General features: G+C 74.3%; 25 protein-coding genes and 2 pseudogenes. 6 read left to right on the top strand and 21 right to left on the bottom strand.

What is annotated here, in order from left to right:
- Positions 1-343 precede the first annotated feature (343 nt).
- Entirely contained in the window at positions 344-1,051 is a 708-nt protein-coding gene (locus tag BM076_RS00945; RefSeq protein WP_245795624.1) for a TetR/AcrR family transcriptional regulator, read from the bottom strand.
- 106 nt (positions 1,052-1,157) lie between these two features.
- Between BM076_RS00945 and BM076_RS00940 the strand changes: the two genes are divergently transcribed.
- Entirely contained in the window at positions 1,158-2,063 is a 906-nt protein-coding gene (locus BM076_RS00940) for an NmrA family NAD(P)-binding protein (RefSeq protein ID WP_093711354.1), read from the top strand.
- Between the two features lie 35 nt (positions 2,064-2,098).
- On the opposite strand, the gene BM076_RS00935 is transcribed toward BM076_RS00940, so the two are convergent.
- The 8 genes and pseudogenes from BM076_RS00935 to BM076_RS00900 all read right to left on the bottom strand — a co-directional run.
- Positions 2,099-2,983: a L,D-transpeptidase family protein gene (locus BM076_RS00935; RefSeq protein WP_093711353.1), complete on the bottom strand. Its 885-nt coding sequence runs from the start codon at positions 2,981-2,983 to the stop codon at positions 2,099-2,101.
- Between the two features lie 154 nt (positions 2,984-3,137).
- Positions 3,138-3,695 carry a TetR/AcrR family transcriptional regulator gene (locus tag BM076_RS00930; RefSeq protein WP_093711352.1) on the bottom strand — a complete coding sequence of 186 codons (558 nt, stop codon included), beginning with the start codon at positions 3,693-3,695 and terminating at the stop codon, positions 3,138-3,140.
- 81 nt (positions 3,696-3,776) lie between these two features.
- Positions 3,777-4,139, bottom strand: a complete 363-nt coding sequence (locus BM076_RS00925) for a DUF1304 domain-containing protein (protein WP_093711351.1) — start codon at positions 4,137-4,139, stop codon at positions 3,777-3,779.
- 136 nt (positions 4,140-4,275) lie between these two features.
- Complete coding sequence (locus BM076_RS00920) at positions 4,276-4,971, bottom strand: alpha/beta fold hydrolase (protein WP_093711350.1); 696 nt, start codon at positions 4,969-4,971, stop codon at positions 4,276-4,278.
- A 130-nt stretch (positions 4,972-5,101) separates the two neighbouring features.
- Entirely contained in the window at positions 5,102-6,163 is a 1,062-nt protein-coding gene (locus BM076_RS00915) for a thaumatin family protein (RefSeq protein WP_093711349.1), read from the bottom strand.
- A 156-nt stretch (positions 6,164-6,319) separates the two neighbouring features.
- Complete coding sequence (locus BM076_RS00910) at positions 6,320-7,048, bottom strand: SRPBCC family protein (protein ID WP_093711348.1); 729 nt, start codon at positions 7,046-7,048, stop codon at positions 6,320-6,322.
- Between the two features lie 60 nt (positions 7,049-7,108).
- A complete protein-coding gene (locus BM076_RS00905) occupies positions 7,109-7,744 on the bottom strand; it encodes an ArsR/SmtB family transcription factor (RefSeq protein ID WP_093711347.1) in 636 nt (211 codons plus the stop codon).
- A 290-nt stretch (positions 7,745-8,034) separates the two neighbouring features.
- Positions 8,035-8,502 (bottom strand): annotated as a pseudogene (locus tag BM076_RS00900) (Mut7-C RNAse domain-containing protein); the annotation flags it as partial.
- Positions 8,503-8,540: 38 nt separating this feature from the next.
- Here BM076_RS00900 and BM076_RS00895 point away from each other — a divergent pair.
- A complete protein-coding gene (locus BM076_RS00895; RefSeq protein ID WP_093711346.1) occupies positions 8,541-8,984 on the top strand; it encodes a hypothetical protein in 444 nt (147 codons plus the stop codon).
- A gap of 33 nt (positions 8,985-9,017) precedes the next feature.
- On the opposite strand, the gene BM076_RS00890 is transcribed toward BM076_RS00895, so the two are convergent.
- Positions 9,018-9,830 carry an exodeoxyribonuclease III gene (locus BM076_RS00890; RefSeq protein WP_093711345.1) on the bottom strand — a complete coding sequence of 271 codons (813 nt, stop codon included), beginning with the start codon at positions 9,828-9,830 and terminating at the stop codon, positions 9,018-9,020.
- Between the two features lie 97 nt (positions 9,831-9,927).
- Here BM076_RS00890 and BM076_RS00885 point away from each other — a divergent pair, with 97 nt between their 5' ends.
- Positions 9,928-10,422, top strand: a complete 495-nt coding sequence (locus BM076_RS00885) for a GNAT family N-acetyltransferase (RefSeq protein WP_093711344.1) — start codon at positions 9,928-9,930, stop codon at positions 10,420-10,422.
- 24 nt (positions 10,423-10,446) lie between these two features.
- Here BM076_RS00885 and BM076_RS00880 read toward each other — a convergent pair whose 3' ends face one another.
- Positions 10,447-10,692, bottom strand: a complete 246-nt coding sequence (locus BM076_RS00880; RefSeq protein WP_093711343.1) for a lipopolysaccharide assembly protein LapA domain-containing protein — start codon at positions 10,690-10,692, stop codon at positions 10,447-10,449.
- A gap of 113 nt (positions 10,693-10,805) precedes the next feature.
- Here BM076_RS00880 and BM076_RS00875 point away from each other — a divergent pair, with 113 nt between their 5' ends.
- Positions 10,806-11,345 (top strand): GNAT family N-acetyltransferase, encoded by a 540-nt coding sequence (locus tag BM076_RS00875; RefSeq protein WP_093711342.1) that lies wholly within the window; start codon positions 10,806-10,808, stop codon positions 11,343-11,345.
- Here the strand turns inward: BM076_RS00875 and BM076_RS00870 are convergent.
- The 5 genes from BM076_RS00870 to BM076_RS00850 all read right to left on the bottom strand — a co-directional run bounded on the left by BM076_RS00870 (position 11,314) and on the right by BM076_RS00850 (position 16,350).
- Positions 11,314-12,552 (bottom strand): M14 family zinc carboxypeptidase, encoded by a 1,239-nt coding sequence (locus BM076_RS00870; RefSeq protein ID WP_245795623.1) that lies wholly within the window; start codon positions 12,550-12,552, stop codon positions 11,314-11,316. The two genes, BM076_RS00875 and BM076_RS00870, sit on opposite strands and share 32 nt — an antisense overlap.
- Positions 12,553-12,738: 186 nt before the next feature.
- The gene (locus tag BM076_RS00865; protein ID WP_245795622.1) at positions 12,739-14,214 is read right to left on the bottom strand and encodes a glycosyltransferase family 87 protein; all 1,476 of its coding nucleotides are present in this window, start codon (positions 14,212-14,214) and stop codon (positions 12,739-12,741) included.
- 17 nt (positions 14,215-14,231) lie between these two features.
- The gene (locus BM076_RS00860) at positions 14,232-14,921 is read right to left on the bottom strand and encodes a class I SAM-dependent DNA methyltransferase (protein ID WP_407640602.1); all 690 of its coding nucleotides are present in this window, start codon (positions 14,919-14,921) and stop codon (positions 14,232-14,234) included.
- Complete coding sequence (locus tag BM076_RS00855; protein ID WP_093711341.1) at positions 14,918-15,613, bottom strand: TIGR04282 family arsenosugar biosynthesis glycosyltransferase; 696 nt, start codon at positions 15,611-15,613, stop codon at positions 14,918-14,920. Before BM076_RS00855 ends, BM076_RS00860 begins: the two co-directional genes overlap by 4 nt.
- The gene (locus BM076_RS00850; protein WP_407640601.1) at positions 15,610-16,350 is read right to left on the bottom strand and encodes a glycosyltransferase family 2 protein; all 741 of its coding nucleotides are present in this window, start codon (positions 16,348-16,350) and stop codon (positions 15,610-15,612) included. Before BM076_RS00850 ends, BM076_RS00855 begins: the two co-directional genes overlap by 4 nt.
- Positions 16,351-16,466: 116 nt before the next feature.
- Here BM076_RS00850 and BM076_RS00845 point away from each other — a divergent pair.
- Together BM076_RS00845 and BM076_RS00840 are read left to right on the top strand one after the other, a co-directional pair.
- Positions 16,467-17,174 (top strand): annotated as a pseudogene (locus BM076_RS00845) (response regulator transcription factor); the annotation flags it as partial.
- A 274-nt stretch (positions 17,175-17,448) separates the two neighbouring features.
- Positions 17,449-18,567 carry a sensor histidine kinase gene (locus BM076_RS00840; RefSeq protein ID WP_093711705.1) on the top strand — a complete coding sequence of 373 codons (1,119 nt, stop codon included), beginning with the start codon at positions 17,449-17,451 and terminating at the stop codon, positions 18,565-18,567.
- 236 nt (positions 18,568-18,803) lie between these two features.
- Here the strand turns inward: BM076_RS00840 and BM076_RS00835 are convergent, their stop codons facing one another.
- The 5 genes from BM076_RS00835 to BM076_RS00815 form a co-directional block, all read right to left on the bottom strand.
- Positions 18,804-19,859 carry an NAD-dependent epimerase/dehydratase family protein gene (locus tag BM076_RS00835; RefSeq protein ID WP_093711340.1) on the bottom strand — a complete coding sequence of 352 codons (1,056 nt, stop codon included), beginning with the start codon at positions 19,857-19,859 and terminating at the stop codon, positions 18,804-18,806.
- 126 nt (positions 19,860-19,985) lie between these two features.
- Positions 19,986-21,023: a S66 peptidase family protein gene (locus tag BM076_RS00830; protein WP_093711339.1), complete on the bottom strand. Its 1,038-nt coding sequence runs from the start codon at positions 21,021-21,023 to the stop codon at positions 19,986-19,988.
- The gene (locus tag BM076_RS00825; RefSeq protein ID WP_093711338.1) at positions 21,020-23,014 is read right to left on the bottom strand and encodes a dipeptidyl-peptidase 5; all 1,995 of its coding nucleotides are present in this window, start codon (positions 23,012-23,014) and stop codon (positions 21,020-21,022) included. Before BM076_RS00825 ends, BM076_RS00830 begins: the two co-directional genes overlap by 4 nt.
- On the bottom strand, positions 23,011-24,387 hold the full coding sequence (locus tag BM076_RS00820) for a M20/M25/M40 family metallo-hydrolase (RefSeq protein WP_093711337.1): 1,377 nt from the start codon (positions 24,385-24,387) through the stop codon (positions 23,011-23,013). The genes BM076_RS00825 and BM076_RS00820 overlap by 4 nt, the downstream gene beginning before the upstream one ends.
- Complete coding sequence (locus BM076_RS00815; protein WP_093711336.1) at positions 24,380-25,213, bottom strand: M55 family metallopeptidase; 834 nt, start codon at positions 25,211-25,213, stop codon at positions 24,380-24,382. The genes BM076_RS00820 and BM076_RS00815 overlap by 8 nt, the downstream gene beginning before the upstream one ends.
- Positions 25,214-25,276: the final 63 nt, after the last annotated feature.

The following is a 25,276-nucleotide window of genomic DNA, read 5'->3' as shown; positions in this document are numbered from 1 at the left end:
CCGGTATGCCCTCCCCGTACTCCCCCGGTCACCCCGCTCCCCCAACCCCCGTACTCCCCGGGGAGTAACCCCGCCCCACGACCTCCGAACGGCGCTCCGGCCGCGAAATTCGCCGGCCCCCGCGGCCTCCGGACGGCACCGTTTTCCCATGCCCGAGCCCACCCGGCGTATCCGCGCCGTCCACACCCCCACCACGATCACCGTCTACCAGGCGTACTCCCCGGCCCTCGGCGTCCCCGCCACTCGCGGCGGCCGCTGCGCTCCTGCCGCAGGAGCGCCCGTACGAGCCGGCGGGCGGTATTCCGCTCGCGCTGGGCGGTACGCCGGAGGGCTGAGCCGGGAGTCAGCGGGTGGTGCCGAGGACGGGCGGGCGTGTGGGGGTGGGGGCGTGGCCGTGGAGGAAGGTGTGGACGCCCGCGGTGATGATCGCGGAGATCTCGGCGGGCGGGAGCGGGGTGGCGCCCAGGCGGGTGCGGTCGGTGATCTCCGCGAAGGCCAGGAGATGGAAGTGGGTGGCCGCGCGGGCCGGGTCGGGGGCGTCGAGGGCGCCGGCGGCGGCGAGGAGCCGGAAGCGGTGGACGAGCGCGGCGCGGGCGGGCCGCGGGCCCGACTCCTGCCAGAGGTCGATCAGGGCGGCCGGTAGATGGGCGGCCTCGGCGGTGATCTGCCGGACCAGCGCGAAGTGTTCCGCGCATTCGGTCATCACGGCGACCCAGTCGTGACCGAGGGCGATCAGGGCGGATTCGAGACCTGAGGCGGGGACCTCTTCGAGGTGGCGGTCGATCAGCGCGGTGAGCGCGTCGCCGACGTGCGCGGAACTCTCCTCGATGACCGTCGCGAAGAGCTGTTCCTTGTCGCGGAAGTGGTTGTAGATGGTGCGGGTCGAGACCCCGGCCTCCACCGCGATCGCGTCGATGCCGGCCCGCGGGAATCCCTCGCGCCCGAAGACCGTACGGGCGCCCCGCACGATCGCCTCCCGCTTGGCCGCCGACAGCCGCCGCCCGGGGGCGCCCCCGTCCTGCGCGTGCAATGTGTCCGGTCGCCGCGTCAAAGTCGCCCCTTCCGAAAGTACAACGATGGTTTTATAGTTGCCATGCACGTTGTACTTTACCCGGGCAGGCAGCGCTCCGCCCGGCGGAATCCAGGGAGTGGGCACCATGCTCGTTGTCACCGGAGCCACCGGCCGCCTGGGCCGTATCGTCGTGGAACGCCTGCTGGAGCGGGTGCCCGCGGACCGGATCGTGGTCCTCGTCAGGGACCGGGAGCGGGCCGCGGGTCTCGCCGGGCGCGGCGTCACCGTGCGGATCGCCGACTACAACGAACCCGGTGCTCTCGCCCGCGCCTTCGCATCCGGCGACCGGGCGCTGCTGATCTCGGGCAACGACCTGGAACGCAATGTCGCCCAGCACACCGCCGTCGTCGCGGCGGCGCGGACCGCCGGGGTCGCGTCGCTCGCGTACACCGGCATCCTCGGTACGGCGGCCGGCTTCGCGCTGGTGGACATGCACCGCGCGACCGAGCGCGAGATCGAGGCGTCGGGGCTGCCGTACACCTTCCTGCGCAACGGCTGGTACACCGAGAACTACACCGACCGGCTGCCGCAGGTCCTCGCCGAGGGCGTACTCGTCGGCAACGCGGGACCCGGCGACCGGATCGCGACCGCCACCCGGGAGGACTACGCGCTCGCCGCTGCCGTCGTCATGGCGGATCTCGAACTGGACGCGGACGGGGCGGGGGCGGCGCATCTGAACCGTGCGTACGACCTGAGCGGCGACAGCGCCTGGAGCTTCGCGGAATTCGCCGCCGAGGCGGAGCGGCGGGCGGGCACACCCGTGAGGTACGAGCAGCTCACGGCGGCCGCGTACCGGGACATCCTCACCGGCGCGGGTGTGCCGGAACCGATGGCGCGGCTCTTCACGGACACCGACGACTCCGTCGCACGCGGCGAACTCGCGCGTACCACCGGGGATTTGAGCCGTCTGACCGGCCGCCCGACGACCCCGCTCGCGGAGACGGTCGAGCAGGCCGTGGCCGCCGTACGGGCGCGGGCGGCGGCGCGCTGACCGGGCCGAACAGGGCCGACCGGGGCCTACCGGGACTACGTCGCCAGCGACCCGTGATCTCCCATGACGATCACCGGGTGGTCGGCGGGGACCAGCGTGTGCAGCAGGTCCACCATGTGCGAGGCGGAGACGCTGACGCAGCCGTGGGTCGGGCCGCCGTGGTCGACGTGCACCCAGATGCCGCCGCCGCGGCTCGGGCCGAGCGGCTGGGTGCCGTCGAGCGGGGAGGTGCCGGGGACACGGTTGTAGTTGATGGCGATGACGTAGTCGAACGCCTCGTCCAGCGGCTCGCCGTCGAAGCCGACGCCGCCGGCCCGGAAGGCGGAGGAGTGGTGGTACGGCAGCTTGGCGCCCGGATCGGCGTCGAAGCCGCCCGCGTCGCTGAGGGTGAACACCCCGATGGGGCTGTGCAGATCGCCCGCGTGGTGCTTGGCGGTCCAGCCGTGCAGAGCGTTGTGCGCGGGCCAGACGGCACCCGGCTTCCAGCGGCCGTCGGCGGTGCGGGACCACAAGGTGACGGTGGAGTCGGCGGAATTCTTGGCCTTGCCCGAGGCGACCAGCACCTGCTTCGAGGCGGCGGGGATCGCGGACCGGGTCTTCGGGCCGAGCCCGGGTATCGCGGTGGGTTCCTCGTCCTTGACGCTCATGGTGTCGGGTCCCGCCGGTGCGCCGGACGTGCTCGGCGCCGCCACCGGGGCCGCCCCATGACCGCCGTTCTTGCCGCTGTCGGCGGCGACGGAACCGGCGCCGTGCCGGTCGAGCACCACGTATCCGGCACCGACGACCGCCAGGACGACGAAGGCCGCCGCGCCGACGCCGGCCCGCCGGCGGAGTGCACGTTTCTTGCGCCGGTGCCGGTGCCGGCCTCGGCTTTCTGCGGAGCGGCTCTCGCTGTACGAGCCCGCGGGTGCGGAAGTCATCCCGGCGATCCTCGCAAACTCCGCCCCATCCGCACCACCCAGGGTGACCTCTCGCCCGTTTTGCCCCGCATGTTCCGGCGTGATCGGCACGTTCCGCACCCGCCGGACGGCGAGGCGTCCCTGACGGCCGGTCAGCCCCGCAGGACGCGACGGCTCAGCGGACGGTGCGGTGGATCGCGATCAGCAGCCGCCACACATGGCCGGCGAATTCCTCGGGCGACAGGTCGAGCCTGCCGTGCAGCCAGTCGGCGAGCAGCCCGGTGAACAGACCCGCGGTGGCGGACGCGGCGAGCGCCGGGCGCGGGGTGCCTGCGCGGGTGCGGTCGACAAAGGAGCGGGTCCGCAGCTCGTCGTGCAGCAGTCCGCCGAGCGGGCCGCCACCGCCTTCGGCGATCAGCCCGCGGTAGAGGTCGGCGCGCTCGTCCACGGCGGTGAGGAACGCGGTGAGCGGGGCGGGCGGTGCGTCGGGGCCCGGCGGCACCGTCCAGGCGTGCAGCGCGTCGACCGCGTCCCGTACGACGTCGGCGCAGGCGTCGACCGCGAGTGCCTGGAGGCCGTCGTAGTGGAGGTAGAGGGTGGCCCGGCCGACTCCGGCGCGGCGCGCGACCGCCGAGAGGCTGACCTGGTCCAGCGCGTGCTCCGCGCACTCCTCCAGCAGCGCGGCCCGCAGCCGGGCGCGAGTGCGGAGCGTACGGGGATCGGTCGCCGTCACCGGGCCGCCGCCGGACGTCCCGCGCTCGCCGACTCCGTCGTACGCCGTGCCGTCAGCGCGCCCGCACCCAATCCCGCTCCCTCATCCCGCGACGAGCACCGCGACCAGGGCCACCGCCGCGGGCAGGAACTGCACGAAGAGAATCTTGCGGGACGCGGTGGCCGCGCCGTACGCACCCGCAAGGATCACACAGCACAGGAAGAAGACGCGCGCCTGGAAGCCGGTCGGGCCGGAGGCTATCAGGCCCCAGATCAGGCCGGCGGCCAGGAATCCGTTGTACAGGCCCTGGTTGGCGGCGAGCGGCGCGGTGATTCCGGCGCCGTCCGCGTCGAGTCCGTGCAGCGCCCGGCCGCGCGGTCCGCGCCACAGGAACATCTCCAGCACGAGCACATAGATGTGGAAGGCGGCGACCGCCCCGACCAGGATTCCCGCGACGACCTTCATGACCGCGCACCACGCCCTTCACCACCGCAGCCGACGGCCCGGGCCGGTCCCGGACGTCCTCCCCGACTTCCTGGACAACTGTACAGGAAGTCGGGGACCCGGGGATCGGTTCGTCCACACCCCTCCCCGGCCCGCCTCACACCCCGTCGACCAGCGCCGCCGCCAACTCGCGTGGCCGGCTCAGCGCGACCAGATGTCCGCCCGGCACTTCCTCCACGTCAAGGCCGAGCCGTTCCTTGACCACCCGCCGCTGGAACTCCAGCGGGAAGAAGCGGTCCTCGCGGCCCTGCAGGAAACGCGTCGGCACCTGCGGCCACCCCGCCAGCGGCCACGGCTGCGCGAAGACCGCGGTGGGCGGCCCGTCCTGCGGCGCCGCGGCGAACGCCTCCTCGGTGACCTCGGCCGGCACATCGTGGAAGAAGTCGACGCGCAGGTCGAAGTCGGCGTCCGTGCCGCGCCGTCCGATCGCCTCGGCGTACGCGTCGCGCGCCGCCTGCTGACCGGTGTTCCCCCACCACTCCCCCGCCGTCTCGCCGGGGACCGGCACCATCGCGTTGACCAGGACGAGCCGGTCGGCGCGCAGCCGCGCGCACGCCAGCGGGGCGGAGAAGCCGGCGAGCGACTGCGCGACCAGGACCAGGGGGCGCGCCGCCCGGCCCGGATCGCCGACCGCCGACGCGATCACGTCGGCGAAGACGTCCAGGTCGGCGCTGTCCTCGCCCGGCAGGTCGAGGGTCACCACCTCGTGCCCGCGCGCCCGCAGTTCCGGCACGAGCAGGTGCCAGTACCAGGCGCGGCCGTCCGCGCCGGGCACGAGTACGAAGGTCGCCATCGGTCACTCCCGCTTCCGTCGGGGCACGCCAAGGGCGCGGCGCACCGCTCACCGGGTCAGACCCCGGGCGGACGCGAAAGTCATCGGTCGCCCGGTACCCCCGTTCCAGGGGCGACGACCGGTCGAGCCCTCAGCCGCTGACCCCGAAGGTGATCCGGTAGCCCGCCTCGCCCTTGCTGGTGAACGTGCTCGTCGCGTCGTCGTCCACGTAGGAGTACGCGAACGGCTCGGCCTTCTTGAACACCTCCGCGTATTTCACCGGCCACTGGTCGGGCAGGCACATCGAGCGCGGCGCCCACTTCCCGCGGCAGCAGTACTGGTCGGTGTCGAAGACGCCGCAGGGCGACTCGCAGCCCACCACCCGGCCGCCCGCCGCCCTGACGCGGAGGGCGGCCGGGCAGTCCACGGCGCGGGTACAGCCCGCCGCCGAGCAGCCGTTCGCGGAGATCGGGTCCTTGGTCGTACCGCCGACGAGATTGATGTACATCGGCAGATTGGAGCCGTCCACCAGGCTGACGTCGTAGAAGTCGAGGCCCGACCAGGCGTTCAGATTGAACTCCGCCAGCGTCGCCGGGATCACGCCGTAGCCGCGGCATTGGAAGCGACCGCCGCAGTCGCCGGTCTCGCAGTGACCACGGCCGGCGGCGTCGAAGGCGCAGCCCGTACGGCCCCAGAAGCGGCCGTTCCAGTGGTCGGGGACGCGGACGGCGAGAGTCTGGCCCGGGCGCAGCACCCAGCCGGTGGTGCCGAGCGCGGGCTGCGGGGTCTGCTCGCCCGAAGCCAGCCAGATCGTCCGGTCCACGTCGTTGACGAAGGTGAACACCCTTGTGCCGGACTTCGGTGGGAGCGTGGCGGCGGGTGACGTCCGCCGGGAGGTCGGGGTCCGGGTCGAGGTCGGAGTTGGGGTCGGGCTCGATGAGGCGCGCGGGCCGGGCTTGCGGCTCGGCGTGACGGCCGGCGTACGGATCGGCCGCTGCCGGGCCGATGGGGGCACGGCACCTGACGGGACGGTTCCCGTCGCGGCCGCGGCCGTACGGGCGGCGGCATCGGATGCGTCGGCCGAACTCCCGCCCTGCCGCTGGCCGGAGACGGCATAGACCGCCACGCACAGGGCGGCGACGGCGAGCGCGACGGCCGCGGTCCAGGCGCCGCCGCGCCGCCGTCCGCCGTGCCGGACCCCGCGTCGTCCCATCCGTGCCTCCGCCTCCGCCTAGGCCAACGTTTCCGCTTCCGCGCCGCTTCACCGACCCGCGCACGCGGATGCCCCGCGCCGGCCGGCCGTACAGGAGACGGCCGGCAGGCGCGGGGCATAACAGAATCCGCCGACGGCGAGGGTGGGACGGGGGGGTTACGCGTAGACGCCGGTCAGCCAGCCGGACCAGTCCGCGCCGATCCGCTCGGCGTCGGCGCCCGGCGCGAAGTCGTGCACGCTCACACCGACGGTCGCGCCGAAGTGGTTGCGGCCGAAGAAGCGGTACATCGCCCGGTCGGTGCGCAGGCCGATGAAGTACGCGTTGCGGAAGTCGAGTACGGCCTCGGTGGGTCCGGTGCCTGCGAGGTCGACGCGTACGGTGTCGCCGGCCTGGGCGCCCGCCGGGAGGCCGAGCGCGCGGGCGGCCGTCACCAGGGCATCGGGCGCGCCGGACGCCTCGGGGCCGTCGGTGGTGGCGAAGGTCGCCGTACGGCCGGTGAAGTGCGTCAGGTACTGGCGCAGGGTGTGCAGGTAGAAATCGGTGTGCTTGTCGGCGCCGTCGTACTGATTGTCCCAGTCCTCGACGAGGATGCCGCTGTGCACGTACCGCACCCACGAACCGCCGCCCTCGCGCGGCTCGATGTGGTGGTCGAGCTGGTTGAGGGTCTGCACCGAGACGCCTTCGGCGTCCTCCGTGCGGCCGATCAGCCGGTGCGGCGGGTCCCAGGCGACCAGCACACCGCCGAAGGGCGCGGCGCCGCCTTCTTTCGGCTCGTACTCCATCGGCCACAGCCAGCCGCCGGTGCCGGTGGTGATCGCGTCCCAGACCTGCGCCGGGGTGGCGTCGACCTCGAACTCGCGGACGATCTCGAATTCCTTGGGCATGACGGTTCAGAGCTCCTTGCTCCAGAGGGTCGTTGAGGGGGTGTCAGAACTGAGGGTGTGTCAGGGCTCAAGGGGCGCGTTGTCGGACGATGCCTCGACCGCGGTCGGCGGCACGGCCTTCACCGTCGGGTGGAGGGCGACGACGACGCGGTGCGGGCGGCCGCCCTCGGCGTCCTCGTCGTGGTACTTGGCCACCAACGCGCTGATGCCGCGGGTCAGTTCGTCCACGAAGGCCGCGCGGTCGGCGGCGGAGGCGAAGCGGACCTCGCCGTCCAGGGCGTAGGTCGCGAGCCGCTGCCGGGCGCGGTCGGCGCCCGTGATCAGGGTGCCGACGTCGCGCACCAGGCGCGCGGCCACCGCCAGCAGCCAGCGGGCGGACAGCTGGTCGCGGAAGCGGGCTGGATCTGGCTGCACGGCGGCCAGGGCGGCCGGTGAGATCACGTACGACGCGGCGGTCGCGCGCATCAGGCGTTCGGTCACGTTGCCCTTGCGGCGCTCGTCCGACAGCTCGACCAGGCCGTGCTTTTCCAGGGCCTTCAGGTGGTAGTTCACCTTCTGCCGGGGCAGGCCGACGCGGGCCGCGAGCATCGTCGCGGAGGCGGGGCCTGCGGCCAGCTCGGCCAGGAGGCGGGACCGTATCGGGTCCAGGGAGGTGGCCGCTGCCGCGGGGTCCTCGATCACGCTCACGTCCAACATGTCTTCACCTCGCACCGAAAATTTTTTTGTCCAGGAGGACTTCCTTGTCGGTCGCGCGCCGCGCCGGTGGAGGGGGTGCCCCTCCAGGGGAGCGGGGAACTGCGCGCTCAGCCCGCGCGAGACTGCGGGTGAAAAACCGCCCCCAGCGGGGCAGACGCTGTTTGTTTCGCGACCACCGGCCCGGTGGTGAGTTGCTCGCGCAGTTCCCCGCGCCCCTAAAAGACCTGACTCACCGCCCTCCGCAGGAGACCTCACGCACCCCGCTCCCCCGGAGGGACAGTCGGGGGACGTCAGCGCGGGGTGGTGGAACGGAGGGCGGCGGCCACGACAGATTCGAGGTGGGCATGGTGGGCGCCGCGCCAGTAGACGCGGGGGCAGGAGAGGCAGGCCGCGAAGACGTCGTAGGTGCGTTCGGTGCCGTGGTGGAGACGGTCGCGGACGGAGTCCTTGTCGGCAGGGCCGAGCAGGCCGTTGCAGGCGACGCAGCGGGTCCAGGGCGCGAGGGCGGGGGCGAACCGCTGGAGGACGTCGTGGAGTTGGTCGTCCGGGCGGTCGCTGTAGACGTACGCGCCCGCGAACAGCTCGCGGCGGCGCAGCAGACCACGGTCGCGGGTCAGCATGACGCGCCGCTCGCTCGCGGAGAGCGCGGCGAGCGCCGGGTCGCCGATGTCCTCGTTCTCGTAGGCGGCGTCCACGCCGACCAGTCGCAACCGCCGTGCCAGGGTGCCGAGATGGACGTCGAGCAGGAAGCGCAGAGGTCTTCATCGCGTCCGACCCGTACTACGCCGCGCACCCGGTGGCGTCCGGCTTCGTCGACGAGACCTCGCTGTGGGAGTGGGAGCATTTCGCCGCCGAGTACCCGTCCCTCGCTTCGGCGAGGGACGGCCTAGTCGCGCGGCTGAACGCGGCGCTCGCACCCACGTTCCGTGCCGTGGACGACGATCGGCGGGCCGCGCACCGCGTGTGGTCCGCCGCGTGGCTCGACCGGTGCCGCGCAGCATACGCGGCGGGCGGCACCGACGGGCTGCTGGCGGACCTGGCCGGGCAGGGAGCGCCCGCCGCGGTCGCGGTCGCGGTGCTCCGCGCGTTCCTCGGGGACGCCGCGGGCGCCCCGGCGGAGACGATCGCGCTGCTGCTGCGGCACCCGGCGTGGGCGGCCACGGCCGCGCTCGACGACCGGCTCCGCGATTTCATCGGCTCCCTCACCACCGCGCTGCGGACCCTTGAGCTGGGGCTGTGAGGGGAGCCGGGACCGCGAAAGGCGGGCGTGGCCTCAGATGTCGTACGTGACCGTCACCGGCGCGTGGTCGCTCCACCGTGTGTCGTAGCTGGCGGCGCGTTCGACGACGGCCGTGCGGGCCGCGGCGGCGAGGGCGTCGGTGGCGACCTGGTAGTCGATGCGCCAGCCGGTGTCGTTGTCGAACGCCTTGCCGCGCATCGACCACCACGAGTACGGGCCCTCGACGTCCGGGTGGAGGCGGCGGACGACGTCGGTCCAGCCGGCCGGGCCGAAGATCTCGGTGAGCCAGGCGCGCTCCTCGGGGAGGAAGCCGGAGGATTTGCGGTTGCCCCGCCAGTTCTTCAGATCCGCTTCCTGGTGCGCGATGTTCCAGTCGCCGCAGACCAGGGCATGGGTGCCGGTTTCCGCGGCGTGGTCGCGGAGCGCGCCGAGGTGGGCGGCGAACTCCTTCATGAAGCGTTCCTTCTCGGTCTGCCGCTCGGTGCCGACCTCGCCGGAGGGGAGGTAGAGGCTGCCGACGGTCAGGCCAGGACCGGTGCCGGGCAGGTCGACCTCCAGGTAGCGGCCCGCGGCGGCGAATTCGGTGGAGCCGAAGCCGACGCGTACGGCGGTGGGCTCCTCGCGGGTGTAGAGCGAGACCCCGGCGCGGCCCTTGGCGGCGGCGGGGGCGTGGAAGGCGTGCCAGCCCGCCGGGTCGCGCAGCTCGACGGTGAGCTGGTCGGGCTCGGCGCGGACCTCCTGGAGGCAGACCACGTCGGCGGCGGTCTCCTCCAGCCAGGGCAGGAAGCCCTTCTTGGCGGCGGCGCGGAGTCCGTTGACGTTCACGGTGGTGACGGTGGTGGCCATGCCCCGGACGATACCCGGACCGGCTGACGCGTCCGTTTCGTACCCCTGCGCGCGGCCGCGCGGGCCGCTCCCCCGGCACCGTACGCACGCACGTACGATGGCGTCCGTGGAGATCAGAGCGGTGCGGTACGACGACCCCGACGCGGTGAAGCTGAACGATCTGGTGCAGCAGGAGTACGTGGAACGGTACGGCGACGGCGATCTGACCGTGATGGACGCGGCGCACTTCGACCCGCCGCGCGGCCTGTATCTGCTGGCCTACGACGAGGACGGCGAGGCGGTGGCCAGCGGCGGCTGGCGCGCCCAGGAGGACTCGCCCGAGGGGCACGCGGACGGCGACGCCGAGATCAAGCGGATGTTCGTGGTGGCGCGGGCCCGCGGGCGCGGTCTGGCGCGGGCGATCCTGGCCGAGCTGGAGCGCAGCGCGGCGGCGGCCGGGCGGACCCGGATGGTCCTGGAGACCGGTCAGCGGCAGCCCGAGGCGATCGCGCTGTACCGCTCGTGCGGTTATGTTCCAGTGCCGAAATTCGGCTACTACCGGCACGACGAGCTGAGCGTCTGCCTCGGAAAGCCGCTGGTCACGTCCGTCTGACGCGCCCGTCGGGGGCGACCGGCGTCAGCGCCCGCCCTTGGTGCGGCTGGAGCGCCGCAGGAACATGCCGGCGAGCGCGCCGATGACGAAGCAGCCGAGCAGCGCCAGCCACAGCGGCATGGTGACCTCGGGGATGAGCAGCCGGATCTTGACGTCCCGGGTGTTCTCGAAGATGAAGACCAGGGCGAGGACGGCCAGGACCGCCACGGTGATCCGGCCCGCGGTCAGCGAACCGTACTTGCTGTCGCTGAGCGACTTGTCGGTGCTCATCACGCCCACCTGCTCTCGGCTCTGCGGCGACCCCCTGCGTTCATGATCGCCGTGTCGGCGCCCGGACGGGCTCCAGGTTGCTCCGAACGGGTGACGCGGGCAGCATCGGGCCCATGGGTGACATCGAGGAGCTGCCGGTGCTGCCGGCGGGCGCGTACACCCTGCGGCGCTGGGAGACGGGCGATCTGCACGTGGTGCGCGAGGTCTCGGCGGATCCGCTGATCCCGCTGATCACGACCGTGCCCGCCGTCTACGACGACGCGGCGGGCAGAGCCTTCGTGGCGCGGCAGTGGGGGCGCCCGGCGACCGGGCAGTATCCGTTCGTGATCGCGCGGACCGCCGACGGCCGGGCGGTCGGCAACGCGGGGCTGCGGGTGATCAGCGCGGACCGGGCGTCCGTCGGCTACTGGGTGGCGCCGTCCGCGCGCGGGGCGGGGGCGGCGGGCGCCGGGCTGCGCGCGATCACCGACTGGGGTCTGCGGGAGCTGGGCATCGCGCGGCTCGAACTGTACGTCGAGCCGTGGAACACCGGCTCACTGCGGACCGCGGAGAGCGCCGGATACGTGCGCGAGGGGCTGCTGCGCGACTGGCAGCGGGTCGGCGGCGAGCTGAAGGACATGCTCATGTACGCAGCTCTTCGTAGACCGCGATGACGCTGCGGGCCTGCTGCTCGACCTGGTCGGCGACCGGCACCCAGCGCGGCCGGTAGGCGCTCTCGTACGCCGCGCACCACTCGTCGACGAGTGCGGTGACGCAGGGGACGTCGGCGATACGGCGGAGCATCGCGGCGGCGCGCAGCGGGATGCGCTGCGCGTACACCTCGATGCTGGTGACGCGCGCGGTCGTCATCGGCGGCAGGGGCGCCGCGTCCGGCGGCCGGACGGCCGGGTCCCAGTCGGCGGACAACCGGGGTCCGATGCCGACGAGTTCCTTGACGGTGCGCAGCATCGGGCAGTCCGCGCCGACCAGTTGCGGGTCGAGATTGTCCAGCACCCGGGCCACGCGCGGCAGATCGCGACGCAGGGCCGCGCCCGCGGCGCGCAGGGCGTGGTCGGGCGCGGGGTGCGGGGAGATGTCGGCGATCCGGTCGCAGGCCCACATGGGCACTTCGACGATGGCGGTGACGCCGTCGTAGCGGCGGGCGTGCGCCCAGGTGGAGTGGGCGCCGTCGCCGACCGTGGTGGGGTCGCCGTCCGGCGGCATCACATAGACGCCGGGGCCCGGGCTCGGCCATTGGAAGGCGTCGGAGGAGCCGCTCTCCAGCGGAATGTCCAGCTCCGCGGCCGACTTGCCGATACGCTCCGGCACTCCGGGGACGTCGCTGGTGAGCTGTACGAAGCTGCCGCCGACGTCGATGCCGTGCAGCGAGCACTGGAGCACCGGGCGCAGCGCGTCCAGGACGCCGAGCAGCGCGCGGGTCTCGGGCAGTGCCGGGTCGGGTGTGCCGGCCGCGGGCAGCCATTCCGGCTGTTCGGCGAAGCACGGCCGGAAGAAGTGCTCGTAGTGGCCGCGCAGGGTGTAAGGGCCGGACAGCCAGGGCTCGTTGAGCGCGGCACCGTCCGGGTCGATGCACAGCAGGAAGTGCCAGGAGGTGCCGTCGTCGTCACCGCGTTCGCGGTCGGCGGCGATCCGGTTGGCGAGATGGAGCACCGTGGCACCGCCCACCGCGGCCTCGTTGGCGTGCGGACCGGCCACCACCAGGGCGTTCCGGCTGCCGTGACCCACCGTCAACAGCAATAACGGGCGGCCGGCGCGCGAACGGCCGACCGTCCGCAGCCGGCAGACCTCCGGGTATCTGAGCGCCAACAGCCTGGCGCCCTCGATGACTTCGGCCGTCGTCGGATAGTGCTCTCTCGCCACCGCAATCCCCCAGGAGCCGAAGCGCGTACCGGCTGCGACTGCATTACGACATCGAGTACAGCCCGAAAGGCCCTGCCCGCCACGCCTGTCGGGCGGCTTCGGTGTCGGCGGCACGAGGCATACGGGTATCGCGGGGTGCCGGAGGGGCCGGTGCCGAAGGGCCGCGGGTGCACGGCCGGGCAGGCACTAAGTACGACACGGCGGCGCCGAGGTGTCAACGGTGCTACCGCAGGCGTTCGCCCGCGCGTCGTTTCGCGCCCTCCGGCGCGCCAGCGCGCCCGTCGCGACCACGAGCGCCGCCGCCCCGTACGCGCTTGCCTGGAGCACATTCCCGCCGGGTACGGCGCCGAGCACATCACCGGCGTAGAGCGCGAGTCCGGCGAGCGGTACGGCCAGCCACTCCCAGCGGCCGTCGAGCGCGACGAGGCCGACGATCAGGAGCGCGTACCAGTAGTACGAGGGTGACGTCAGCAGCAGGGCGGTGCCGGTCACGGTCAGGGCGCCGCGCCATGGCCGGCCGGGGTCGCCCCGGCGCAGCGTGTACAGCGCCACCGCGAGCACGCCCGCGACGGCGGTCGGGCCGGCCGCGCCGTCCGGGAGGACCAGCCGCAGCAGGGCGAACCGGTGTACGCCGCCCGGCTCGTAGCCCTCCTCCTTGAGGTAGCCCGGCAGGTACCCGAGCACCCCGCCGCCGGAGGCGAGGACGTACGGCAGATAGGCGAGAACGATTACGGCGAGCACGGGGAGCACCGTGCGGAGCGTTTCGCGCGGGCCGCGGCGGGCGAGGGCGCCGGGCAGCGCGAGGACCGGCAGGATCTTCACGGCGACGGCCGCGCCCAACAGGGCTCCGCGGCGCGGGAGTCCGCGAGCCATGCCGAGGGCGAGGACGGTGAGGAGGACACCGAGGGCGTCGATGTGCGCGTCGTTGACGGCCGCGACCGGCACGATCGGGCACCACGCCCACAGCGCGGCGCGGCGCGGGTCGGCGCCGTGCCGCCGCAGCACCAGGAGCAGCGCGCCCGTGGTCGCCACGGCCAGGAGGGCGCCGCCGACTTGGAGCGGTTTCCAGCGGGTGCCGGGCGGCGACACCGCGTGCACGGCGAGGAACCAGCCCTCGGCGACGGGCGGGTAGATCGTGTGCACGTACGGGCGGTTGATGCGGGTGCAGTCGCCGCCGGTGGTACGGATATCGGTCCAGTCCGCGCACCGCCGGCCGGCTGGCGCCGGGAAGAGCCAGGGCTCGCGCAGCTGCCGCAGCTCCGGCGCGTCGGGCGGATACGCGTACGGCGAGACGCCCGCGGCCTGCACCCGGCCGTCCCACGCGTACCGGTACATGTCGTTGCTGGTCCGCGGCGCGCTGATCAGTCCGGTCAGCGCGAGCGCGACGCCGCCGGCGACGACGAGGCCGCTCGCCGCGCGCCGCGGCACCTTCCGCAGCGCGAGCAGCGCGGCGGCGAACAGCACCCATCCGGCGGCGTACCAGTACGGCAGCCGCGCCGGATCGCCCTCGCTCCCGCCGACGGTGAAGGTGCCGAGGAGCACGGCCACCAGGCCGCCCAGGAGCAGCCCGGTCCCGACGATCGCCGGCCGTCCGGAGCGCGGTGGGGCCGGATCGGCGGAATCGGCGAACGGCGCGGCGGCGACGGAAACTGACGCGGACACGGCGGCGCTTTCACCGGTCACGCGGAGCGGTCGGCGGTGGTCAGGGATGCGAAGCGGCGGCCGGAGGCCGACCATTCCTCGGTCACGGACCAGCCGGTGGCGTGGGCCGCGGTGCGGAGGGCGCGGGGGCCGAGGCGGGCCCAGGGGAAGTCGCCGCCCTGGCGGCCGTGGCCGTCCTCGACGCGTACGGTGAGGCGCTCGTCGACCTCGTACGGTGCCGCTTCGGCGAGCAACCGGCCGCCGGGGGCGAGGAGTTCACGGACGCGGGCGAGCAGGGCGTACGGGTCGCCGCCGATGCCGATGTTGCCGTCGGCGAGCAGCGCCGTGCCCCAGCGGCCTTCCGCGGGCACCCGGTCGAAGACCGAACGGCACAGCACCGCGCCGCCCGCGCCCTTCGTCCGGGCGACGGCCGCCGGGCTGACGTCGAGCCCCAGCGCGGGCACCCCGCGGCGCGCGACGGCGGCCACCAGCCGACCGGGCCCGCAGCCGATGTCGAGCACCGGCCCGCGGCAGCGCCGCACCATCGTCCGGTCGGCCCCGTCGGGCGGCGCGCACCACCGCTCCACGTCCAGCGGCAGCAGCCACCCGTCGTCGCGGCGCAGGAAGAGCGGCCCGCGCCCGCTCACCATGGCCCGGGCGTACGGGTCGCCGCCCCAGGACGGAGGCGGCGGCGCGACGGTGCGGGCGACGGGTACGGACGTGGTCACCGGGCGGCGCCCGCGGTGGAGGCGGTCTCCAGCGGGCCCGCCGGGCCCAGGTCGCGCCACGCCGCCGCGAAGCGGGTGCCGGGGGCGAGGGCCGCGACGGCGGCGGCGTCGGCGGGTGTGTCGACGTCGCGCAGGACGGGGAGGTCGCGGACGCGCAGGCCCGCGCCGGTGAGGCGGGCGCGCTGGATCGCGCCGGTCCGGTCGGTGGACATGGGGACCCCGAGGAGCAGGTCGGGGCGGGCGGGGTCGGCGAGGCCGAGGGCCCAGAAGCCGCCGTCGGCCGCGGGGCCGAACCAGGCGTCGCAGCCGGACCCGCCGTCCGGGCGCAGGGCGGGAGCCAGCAGGCCGGGGGTGAGCTGCGGGGTGTCCATGCCGACCAGCAGCGCGGGCCCGTCGCTCAGCGCGAAGGCGGCGGCCAGCCGTTCGTCGAGGCCGCCGCCGGACTGCGGCGCGACCTCGTAGCCGTCCGGCACCCACGGCCCCGGCGCGCCGTCCAGCACCAGCACCCGCCGCCGGACGGGGACTTCCAGGCCCACGGCGAGGGTGTCGCGCAGCGCAGCCAGCGCGAGACCCGCGGCCTGCGCGGGCGTGCACACCGGCGTCAGCCGGGTCTTGACCCGCCCGGGCACCGGCTCTTTGGCGATCACCAGCAGCGTCGTCACAGAGAGTGCGTCCGTACGCGGCCCGCTCATCGGGAGACCTCCGTCCGGGCGGCGGCGGTCCCGTCACGGCGTGTGCCGGTCGCGGCCGGCGGCTCGTGGAGGACGGCGGACATGTCGCGCACCGCGTGCCAGGTGCCGCGCCAGGTGCCGGTGACCTTGGAGCGGCCGGTGCGCGGCGCGTACGGGACGGGTGTCTCGCGGATCCGCCAGCCGGCGTCGGCGGCGCGCACCACCATCTGGAGCGGGTAGCCGGAGCGGCGGTCGGTCAGGCCGAGGTCGAGCAGGGCCTCGCGGCGGGCGGCCCGCATCGGGCCGAGGTCGTGCAGGCGCAGGCCGGTGCGGCGGCGCAGCAGCCGGGCGAGCCGGACATTGGCCAGCCGGGCGTGCGGCGGCCAGGCGCGGAAAGTGGTCGGGCGGCGGCGGCCGAGTACGAGGTCGGCAGCGCCGTCGAGCACCGGCCCCGCCACGTCGGGCAGCAGCCGCGGGTCGAGGGAGCCGTCGCAGTCGCAGAAGCAGACCACGTCGGCGGTCGCGGCGAGCAGTCCCGCGTGGCAGGCGGCGCCGAAACCCCGTACGGGCGCGGTCACGACGTGCGCGCCGCGCTCGGCGGCGATGCGGGCGGAGCCGTCGGTGGAGCCGTTGTCCACGACGATCGCGCGCCAGCCGGGCGGGATCCGGTCCAGCACCCAGGGCAGGGCGGCGGCCTCGTCGAGGCAGGGCAGGACGACGTCGATGACTGCGGGCGATGGCTTGGTCACACCCGTCACCCTACGGAGCCGCGACGGACAAAACGGGGCGCGCGATCCTTACGAAACGCGGACGGCGACGCCCTCGGGCGACGGGCCGGTCGTCACTGTCAGTGGTGGATGTCAGACTCGTCAGCATGACCAGCCCCCATGTGCCAGCCGCGCAGCCGCCCCGTCGGCGGGTCCTCGTCGTGGACGACGACCCGACCGTCGCCGAGGTCGTCGCGAGCTATCTCGACCGCGCGGGTTTCGCCGTGGAGCGGGTCGCGGACGGCCCGTCCGCCGTGGCGCGGGCGGCGGCCTTCCGGCCGGATCTGGTCGTGCTCGACCTGATGCTGCCGGGGATGGACGGCCTCGAAGTGTGCCGCCGGATCCGTGAGGGCGGGCCGGTGCCGGTGGTGATGCTCACCGCGCGCGGCGACGAGGACGACCGGATCCTCGGCCTGGAGGTCGGCGCGGACGACTATGTGACCAAGCCGTTCAGCCCGCGCGAGCTGGTGCTGCGGGTGGAGTCCGTGCTGCGCCGGGCCGGCAGCGCGCCCGCGCCCGGCCCCTGGCTGCGCTCCGGCCCCCTCGCGCTGGACCCCGCGGCGCGGCGCGCGACCCGGGACGGTACGGAACTGCCCCTGACGATCCGCGAGTTCGATCTGCTCGCCTTCTTCCTGCGCCAACCGGGCCGGGTCCTGGGCCGGGAGGAATTGATGCGGCGGGTGTGGGGCTGGGAATTCGGCGACCTGTCGACGGTGACGGTTCATGTGCGGCGGCTGCGGGAGAAGATCGAGGACGATCCGGCCAGGCCGCGGCTGATCAGCACGGTGTGGGGTGTCGGGTACCGCTTCGACCCGCCGGAGGGGGCGCCGTCCGGCGGGGACGGCGCCGCCGAGGACGATGCGGCCGGCCCGGACGGCGGCGCTGTCGCCGGCGCCGGAGGCGGGTACGGCGATTCGGCGCCGGGCGCGCCGAGTGCCGGACCGGCACCGGCCGGGACCGGGGCTTCGCGGGCGGACGACGCCTCGCGCCCCGGGGCCGCTACGGGTACGGCTCCGGAATCCCCGCCGGGGACCGGCGCTGGCACGGACTCCGTGCGGCAACCGGAAGGCGGTAGAGGCGGTGGGAGCGGTGCGTGACGCGCTGGTGATCGCGGCCTACGCGGCGGTGGGGGCCGCTGTGGTCGGGCTGATCGGAGCGGCGGTCCTGCGGCTGCTGCGGCGCCGTTCGGTGGCGCTGTCGCTGGCGGTCGTGGCCGTGGTGACGGTGGCCGCGATGCTCGCGGGCACGCTGTCGGTGGCCTGGGCGATGTTCCTGTCCGAGCACGACCTGGGTGTGGTGACCACGGTGTGCGCGATAGCCGCGGTGGTCTCGCTGGGCGTGACGCTGCTGCTGGGACGGTGGGTCGTCGCGGGCAGCCGCGCGCTGGCCGCCGCGACGCGCGCTTTCGGTGACGGCGATGCCTTCGCGGCGCCCGCGCACGCACCCACCGCCGAACTGGCCGAGCTGGGTCGGGAGTTGGCGGTGACGAGCGCGAAGCTCGCCGATTCCCGGGAGCGGGAGCGCGCCCTGGAGGCGTCGCGCCGTGAACTGGTCGCCTGGATCTCGCACGACCTGCGGACTCCGCTGGCCGGGCTGCGGGCGATGACGGAGGCCCTGGAGGACGGCATAGCGGAGGACCCGGCCCGCTACCACCGGCAGATACGCGCCGAGGTGGACCGGCTCAGCGGCATGGTCGGCGACCTCTTCGAACTCTCCCGCATCCAGGCGGGCGTGCTGGCCCTGTCCCCCACCCGGATGTCGGTCTACGACCTGGTCGGCGACGCCATGGCCGGGGCCAATCCGCTGGCCGCCGAGCACGGGGTGCGGCTGGTCGGCGAGGGGGTGGAGCAGGTGCCGGTGGAGGTGGACGGGCGCGAGATGACGCGGGTGCTGGCGAATCTGCTGGCCAACGCGATCCACCGCACGCCGGCCGACGGCACGGTCGCGGTCTCCGCGCGGCACGACACGGCATCCGGCTCGGTCGTGCTGTCGGTGTCCGACGGCTGCGGCGGCATACCGGCCGACGACCTCCCCCGGGTCTTCGACACCGGTTGGCGCGGCACCGGGGCGCGGACGCCTCCGGCGGGAGCGGGTCTCGGGCTGGCGATCGTGCGCGGCATCGTGGAGGCACACCATGGCAGGGCCGCCGTCCAGAACATCCCCGGCGGCTGCCGCTTCGACGTCTTCCTCCCGGCCGCGCGCAGCTGACGGGCGGCGCCCCCGCCCTCCGCCGCCCTCGGTTCTTCATGGCCGGCCCGGCGCTAGCGCCGGGAAACGGTACGGGCTCGTGCGTACGTGCGCCCTGGCGTCGGCGCGCCCGGGCGCCCGTACCGGTCGCGCCGGTTGTGCCCGTCCGTGGCGGTCGTGCCCGTCGTGCCCGTCCGTGCCGCCGGTCGTGCCCGTCGTGCCGTCAAACCAGAACGCGCCCCGTGCCCCTCTCCGCGTCAGGCCAGGGCGCGCAGCGGGGCCCGGGCGAAGTCGGCGACGCCCTCGGCGAAGGGGACTTGGGCGCTCCAGCCCAGTTCGGCGCGGATCCGGTCCGCCGAGGCGGTGACATGGCGGACGTCGCCGAGGCGGTACTGCCCGGTGACCCGGGGCTCGGGGCCGCCGGTGACGGCGGCGAGCACCGTCGCCATCTCGCCGACGGTGCGCGGCGTGCCGGTCGCGACGTTGTACGCCCGCAGCGTCCCCTCCGGGAGCCCACCGATACCGGCGAGCGCGGCCGCGTTGGCGGCGGCGACGTCTGTGACGTGGATGAAGTCCCGCCGCTGGCGGCCGTCCTCGAAGACGGCGGGCGCCTCGCCGCGGGCCAGCGCGGAGCGGAAGAGCGCCGCGACCCCGGCGTAGGGGGTGTCGCGCGGCATGCCGGGCCCGTACACATTGTGGTAGCGCAAGGAGACCGCCCGGCCGCCGGTGGCGCGCGCCCAGGCCGCGGCCAGGTGTTCCTGGGCGAGCTTGGTGGCGGCGTAGACATTGCGCGGGTCGGCGGGCGCGTCCTCGTCCACCAGGCCGGGCGCCAGTGGTTCGCCGCAGTGCGGGCACGGCGGTTCGAAGCGTCCGGCGTCCAGGTCGGCGACCTGCCGCGGGCCCGGCCGTACGACGCCGTGCCGTCCGCACGCGTACCGGCCCTCGCCGTAGACCACCATGGACCCGGCGAGCAGCAGCGACCGTACGCCCGCGTCCGCCATGCCGGCGAGCAGGATCGCGGTGCCGAGGTCGTTGCAGCTCACGTAGTCCGGCGCGTCGGCGAAGTCCTTGCCGAGGCCGACCATGGCCGCCTGGTGGCAGACGGCGTCGGCGCCGCGCAGGGCCTCGGCGACGGCGGCTCGGTCCCGGACGTCGGCCGGCCGCCATTCCACGCCTTCGGGCACGGGCGGCGGGGTGTGGTGGGCGGCGGGCAGCAGCGCGTCCAGGACGCGGACCCGGTGTCCTGCCGAGCGCAGCGCGGTGACGATGTGCGAGCCGATGAAGCCCGCTCCTCCGGTGACGAGTACCAGCATGGGCCCGACCGTACGGGCCGGGCCCGGGCCGGCGGGCCCGACCCGGCCGGGGCGTCAGCGCTCCGTAAGATCCGCGCCGGACGGCGGATCCGTGCCGGGCGGCGGACCGCCGCCCGGCGCGCGGGCCTACACGAGCGCGGGCACGTCGTACGTCAGCGTGGCCGCGTCCGCGTCGAGCACCGCGGGCACCCCGAGCGGCACGGTGAGCGTCGAGTCGCAATGGCCGAAGCCGAACTCCTCGACGATCGGCACCCCGAGGCCGCCGAGCCGGTCGATCATCAGCGCCCGCACCGCTTCGTAGGGGCCGCAGTCCTGCCAGGAGCCGAGGACGATGCCGGCCACCCCGTCCAGCCAGCCGGCGTGCAGCAGTTGGGTGAGGATCCGGTCGAGCCGGTAGGGCTCCTCGCCGATGTCCTCCAGGACGAGAATGCCGCCGGCCGCGGACGGCCGGGCGTACGGCGTGCCGAGGTCGGAGGCGAGCAGGCTGACGCAGCCGCCGAGGGTGACGCCGGTGGCCCGCCCGGGCAGCAGGGTGCGGGCGGTCGGCGAGGTCACGGTGCGCGTCTCGTCCGGGGTGAACAGGGTGCGCCGCAGATGGTCCTGGGTGGGGCCGTCCTTGAGGAAGGTCGCGGTCGCCGCCATCGGGCCGTGCACGGTGGCCAGGCCCAGCCGGGTGGCGAACGCCTCGTGCAGCGCGGTGATGTCGCTGTAGCCGATGAACGCCTTGGGACCCGCCGCGCCCATCGCCTCCCAGTCGAGCAGGTCCACCATCCGCTGCACGCCGTAGCCGCCGCGGGCGCACAGCACGGCGGACACGTCCGGGTCGCACCACATCCGCTGGAGGTCGGCGGCCCTGGCCCGGTCGGTGCCGGCGAGGTAGCCGGACGGGTGCTCGTCCAGGACGTGCGGTGCCACCACCGGGTCTAGGTCCCAGGCGCGCAGGATGTCCAGGCCCGCCGCGAGACGGTCGCCCGGCACCGGGCCGCTGGGCGCGACGATGCCGATCCGGTCGCCCGGCGTGAGCCGCCGGGGGCGGATCAGCGCGGGCACCGGGACGCCGACGAGGTCGGCCACCCGGCGCGGTCCTGCGGTCGCGCCCCCGCCGCGCCCGGACCCCGCCTCGTCCTCGGGCCCGGTGCCCGACCCCGGCGAACTCTCCGTCATGTGTGCAGCTCCAGCGGTGCGACGCCCTCGGCCGTGAAGCCGAAGACCTGGCCGTAGAGGGCGAGTTCGGCCTCCAGGGCGGTGATCATGGTGTCCAGGCGGCGGAAGCCGTGGCTCTCGCCCTCGAAGGTCAGATAGGCGTGCGGGACGCCGCGCCCGGCGACCGCTTCGAGGAAGCGTTCGCACTGCACCGGCGGGCAGATGACGTCGTCCAGGCCCTGGAGCAGCAGGAAGGGCACGTCGATCCGGTCGCCGTGGTTGACGGGCGAGCGGTCCCGGTAGCGCTCGGGCACGTCGTCGAGCGGTCCGATCAGCGATTCCAGGTACTCCGACTCGAAGTCGTGGGTCTCGCCGCCCGCCCGGGACCAGCCGAGCAGGTCGAGGATCGGGTAGATGACCGTGCCGCAGGCGTAGGTGTCGGTGGAGGTCAGCGCGGCGGCGCTGGTCCAGCCGCCGGCGCTGCCGCCGCGGATCGCCAGCCGCGCGGGGTCGGCGGCGCCCTCGGCGACCAGGCCCTGGGCGACGGCGGCGCAGTCCTCGACGTCGACCACGCCCCACTGCTCGCGCAGCCGGTTGCGGTAGGCGCGGCCGTAGCCGGTGGAGCCGCCGTAGTTGACCTCGGCGACGCCGATGCCGCGCGAGGTGAAGTAGGCGATCTCCAGGTCGAGGACCATCAAGGCGCGGCTGGTGGGTCCGCCGTGCACCCAGATCGCGTAGGGCGCGGGGCCCTCGCCGGTGACCCGCGGATTGCGCGGCGGGTAGACCTGGGCGTGCACCTCGCGCCCGCCGGGTCCGGTGAAGGTCCGCGCCACCGCGTCGGGCACATAGGCGGGGTCCACCGTGTCGTGGTGCGCGTTGCCGATGACGCGGGTGCGGCCGGTCGTCACGTCCAGCTCGACCAGTTCGTAGGAGGTGCGGGCACCGGCCGCGACACCGATGACGCGGCTGCCCGCGGCGGCCAGGGTCGGATTCCACTCGGTCCAGTGGCCGGGCGCGTCCGCGACCTCGCCGGTGGCGGGGTCGAGCAGGCCGAGCCGGAGCGCGCCGACGCCGTGCAGCACGGCGACCGGGCCGTGGTCGAGCGGCGCGAACCAGCGCTGGCCGAGCTTCCACAGCGCGTTGCCGAACTCCTCCTCGCGCGGGCAGAGGTTGACGGCCTCGCCGGTGGCGGGGTCGACGCGGTGCAGATTCCACCAGCCGGTGCGGTCGGTGGCGGCGAGCAGGCTGCCGTCGGCGGCCCAGTCGACCTGGGTGACCGACTCCTCGGGGCCGCCGATCAGGGTGCGGGCGCCGTCGAAGGTGCCGTCGGCGGTGACGTCGGCGATCCGCAGCTGCGTGCCGTCCCACGGCATCAGCGGGTGGTCCCAGGCGGTCCAGGCGGCGCGGCGGCCGTCGGGCGAGAGTCGGGGTCCGGTGACGAACCGGTGGGTGGCCGCGGTCAGTTCCCGCACCGCCGTACGGTCCTCGGCCGCGGAGCCGTCGAGCGGGACGGCGGCGGGCACGCGGCGTACGTCGGTGGGCCGTTCGCCGGTGAACTCCTCCAGGACGCCCCAGACCTCGCCGCGGTCGGAGTGCACCGTCAGGTCGGCCCAGCGCAGGCCGCCGCCGACGGCGCCGACCGGGGTCAGTGGGCGCGGCGCGGTCCGCGGCTCGTCCGGGCGGAAGGCGTAGAGGCGCTGGTCGGCGAAGTTGGCGAAGACCAGCAGCGGGGCGCCGTCCACGACGGCGCCGGCCCAGGGGGTGCCGCCGTATTCGATGACGCGGCTGCGCACGTTCCAGGGCGCGGGCAGCGGGCATTCCTCGGTGCCGTCCGGCCTGCGGCGGATCAAGGCGCGGCGGCCCGCCTCGGCGGGGCGCGGCGCTGTCCACCAGATGTCCTCGCCGACGACGCCCACGTATTCGGGGCTGCCGTCATGGGCGGCGGCCGTGGCGGCGTCGATCGGTGACGGCCAGGCGCCGTGCCGCACCGCGTTGCCGGTGGTGGTGGTCATGCGCCCGCCCCGGTGTCCGTGGTGTCGTCGGCGGCGCCGCGCAGGAAGCGGTCGAGCACGCGGACGCCGAAGTGCAGGGCGTCGACCGGTACGCGTTCGTCCACGCCGTGGAAGAGCGCCTGGTAGTCGAAGCCGGGCGGCAGCCGCAGCGGCGAGTAGCCGTAGCCGGTGATGCCGAGCCGGGAGAACTGCTTGGCGTCGGTGCCGCCCGACATGCAGTACGGCACGACGTGCGCCTGCGGGTCGAAGTGCAGCAGCGACTCGCGCATCGCGGCGTAGGTGGGCGAGTCCAGTGGTGCCTGGAGCGGGATCTCGCGGTGGTAGAACTCCCACTCCACACCGGGTCCGGTGAGCCGGTCGAGGGTGGCGGCGAACTCCTCCTCGGCGCCGGGCAGCATGCGCCCGTCGACGAAGGCGGTGGCGGAGCCGGGGATCACATTGACCTTGTAACCGGCGTCCAGCATCGTCGGGTTGGAGCTGTTGCGGACGGTGTTCCGCACCAGGTCCGCGCTGTCGCCGAGCCGCTCCAGCAGGGTGTCGACGTCGTCAAGGGCGGCCCGGTCGGCGGGGACGCCGTGCAGCGTGGCGAGTTCGACGAGCGCGGCCCGTACGGTGTCGGTGAGGCGGACCGGCCATTGGTACTCGCCGATCCTGGCGATGGCGGCGGCGAGCCTGCTGACCGCGTTGTCCCGGTTGACCTTGGAGCCGTGGCCGGCCTTGCCGTGCGCGGTGAGCTTGAGCCAGGCGGTGCCGCGCTCGCCCGCCGCGACGGGGTAGAGCCGCAGGTCGGGTCCCGCGTGGAAGGTGAAGGCGCCGGATTCGCTGATGCCTTCGGTGCAGCCGGTGAAGAAGTCGGCGTGTTCCTTGACGAGGTAGCCGGAGCCGTAGGCGGCGCTGTCCTCCTCGTCGGCGGTGAAGGCGAGCACGATGTCGCGCCGCGGCCGCTGCCCGCCGCGCGCCCAGGCGCGGACGGTGGCGAGCACCATCGCGTCCATGTTCTTCATGTCGATGGCGCCGCGGCCCCAGACGACGCCGTCCCTGACCTCGCCGGAGAAGGGGTGCACGGTCCAGTCGGCGGGCTCGGCGGGCACGACGTCGAGGTGGCCGTGGACCAGCAGCGCGTCGGCGGACGGGTCGCTGCCCGCGATCCTGGCCAGCACATTGGCGCGGCCGGGCGCGGATTCCACGATGCGCGGCTCGATGCCGGCGTCGGCGAGCTGCCGGGCGACGTATTCGGCGGCGGGCCGTTCGTTGCCCTCGCCGCCGCCGCGGTTGGTGGTGTCGATCCTGATGAGGTCGGAGGTGAAGGTCACGACCTCGTCGAGTGCCCGGGCGTCCACGGAACCCGGTGCCTGGACGGACTGCTCAGCCATACTGCTCCTCCACCGCCTGCGACACGAGTGTGGTGACCGCCTTGAAGGCTCTGATGCCCTCGTACATCGTGGGCAGCGTGTAGGCGACACGCCGCTCCCCGGTGCGTTCCACGCCGGGGACGACGGTGGCGGCGCCGGCCAGGTGGACGGCGTCGAATTCCAGCTCGACGGTGAACGGACCGGCCTGCGCGGGCTCGTGGCGTACGGCGAGCGCGGCGGCGTCCTTGGCGGCGGACCTGATGTCGGCGGCGGTGCGCGCGGGCGGGCGGCAGACCGCCGCGTAACGGGAGACGTAGTCCTTGACCGCGACGGTACGGGCCTGCGGGGCGTATCCGGCGGCGTCGATCCCGGTCCTGTCGTCGCCGGTCACGAGGACGACGGGGACGCCGTACTCGGCGACGACCAGCGCGTTGAGCCGGCCCTCGCTCGCGGCCTCGCCGTTGACCCACACCCCGGTGATGGAATTGGCGAGGTAGGTGTGCGCGAGGACGCCCTCGGTGCCGGCGCCGGTGTGGTAGCCGACGAAGGCGATGCCGTCCACGTCCCCGTGCTGGACGCCCTCGACCATGGAGAGGTCCTTGTGGCGGCCGGTGAGCATCTGGGCGCGCTCGTCCAGCTTCTCCAGCAGGAGATTGCGCATCGTCCAGTGCGCCTCGTTGACCAGCACCTCGTCCGCGCCGCCGTCGTAGAAGCCCGCGACGGCGGCGTTGACGTCGGAGGTGAACATATGGCGGCAGCGCTGCCACTGCTCGCTGCCGGGCAGCACGTCGGCCGGCCAGGTCACACCGGTCGCGCCTTCCATGTCCGCCGAGATCAGGATCTTCATGCCCCGCACGTTACGCGGCGCCCGCAGGTGGCACCAGGGCCGGTCCCAGGCTGTGGATAACTT

Source organism: Actinacidiphila alni, from assembly GCF_900112845.1.
Taxonomy (GTDB): domain Bacteria; phylum Actinomycetota; class Actinomycetes; order Streptomycetales; family Streptomycetaceae; genus Actinacidiphila; species Actinacidiphila alni.
This window is presented reverse-complemented; position numbering and strand designations above follow the sequence as displayed.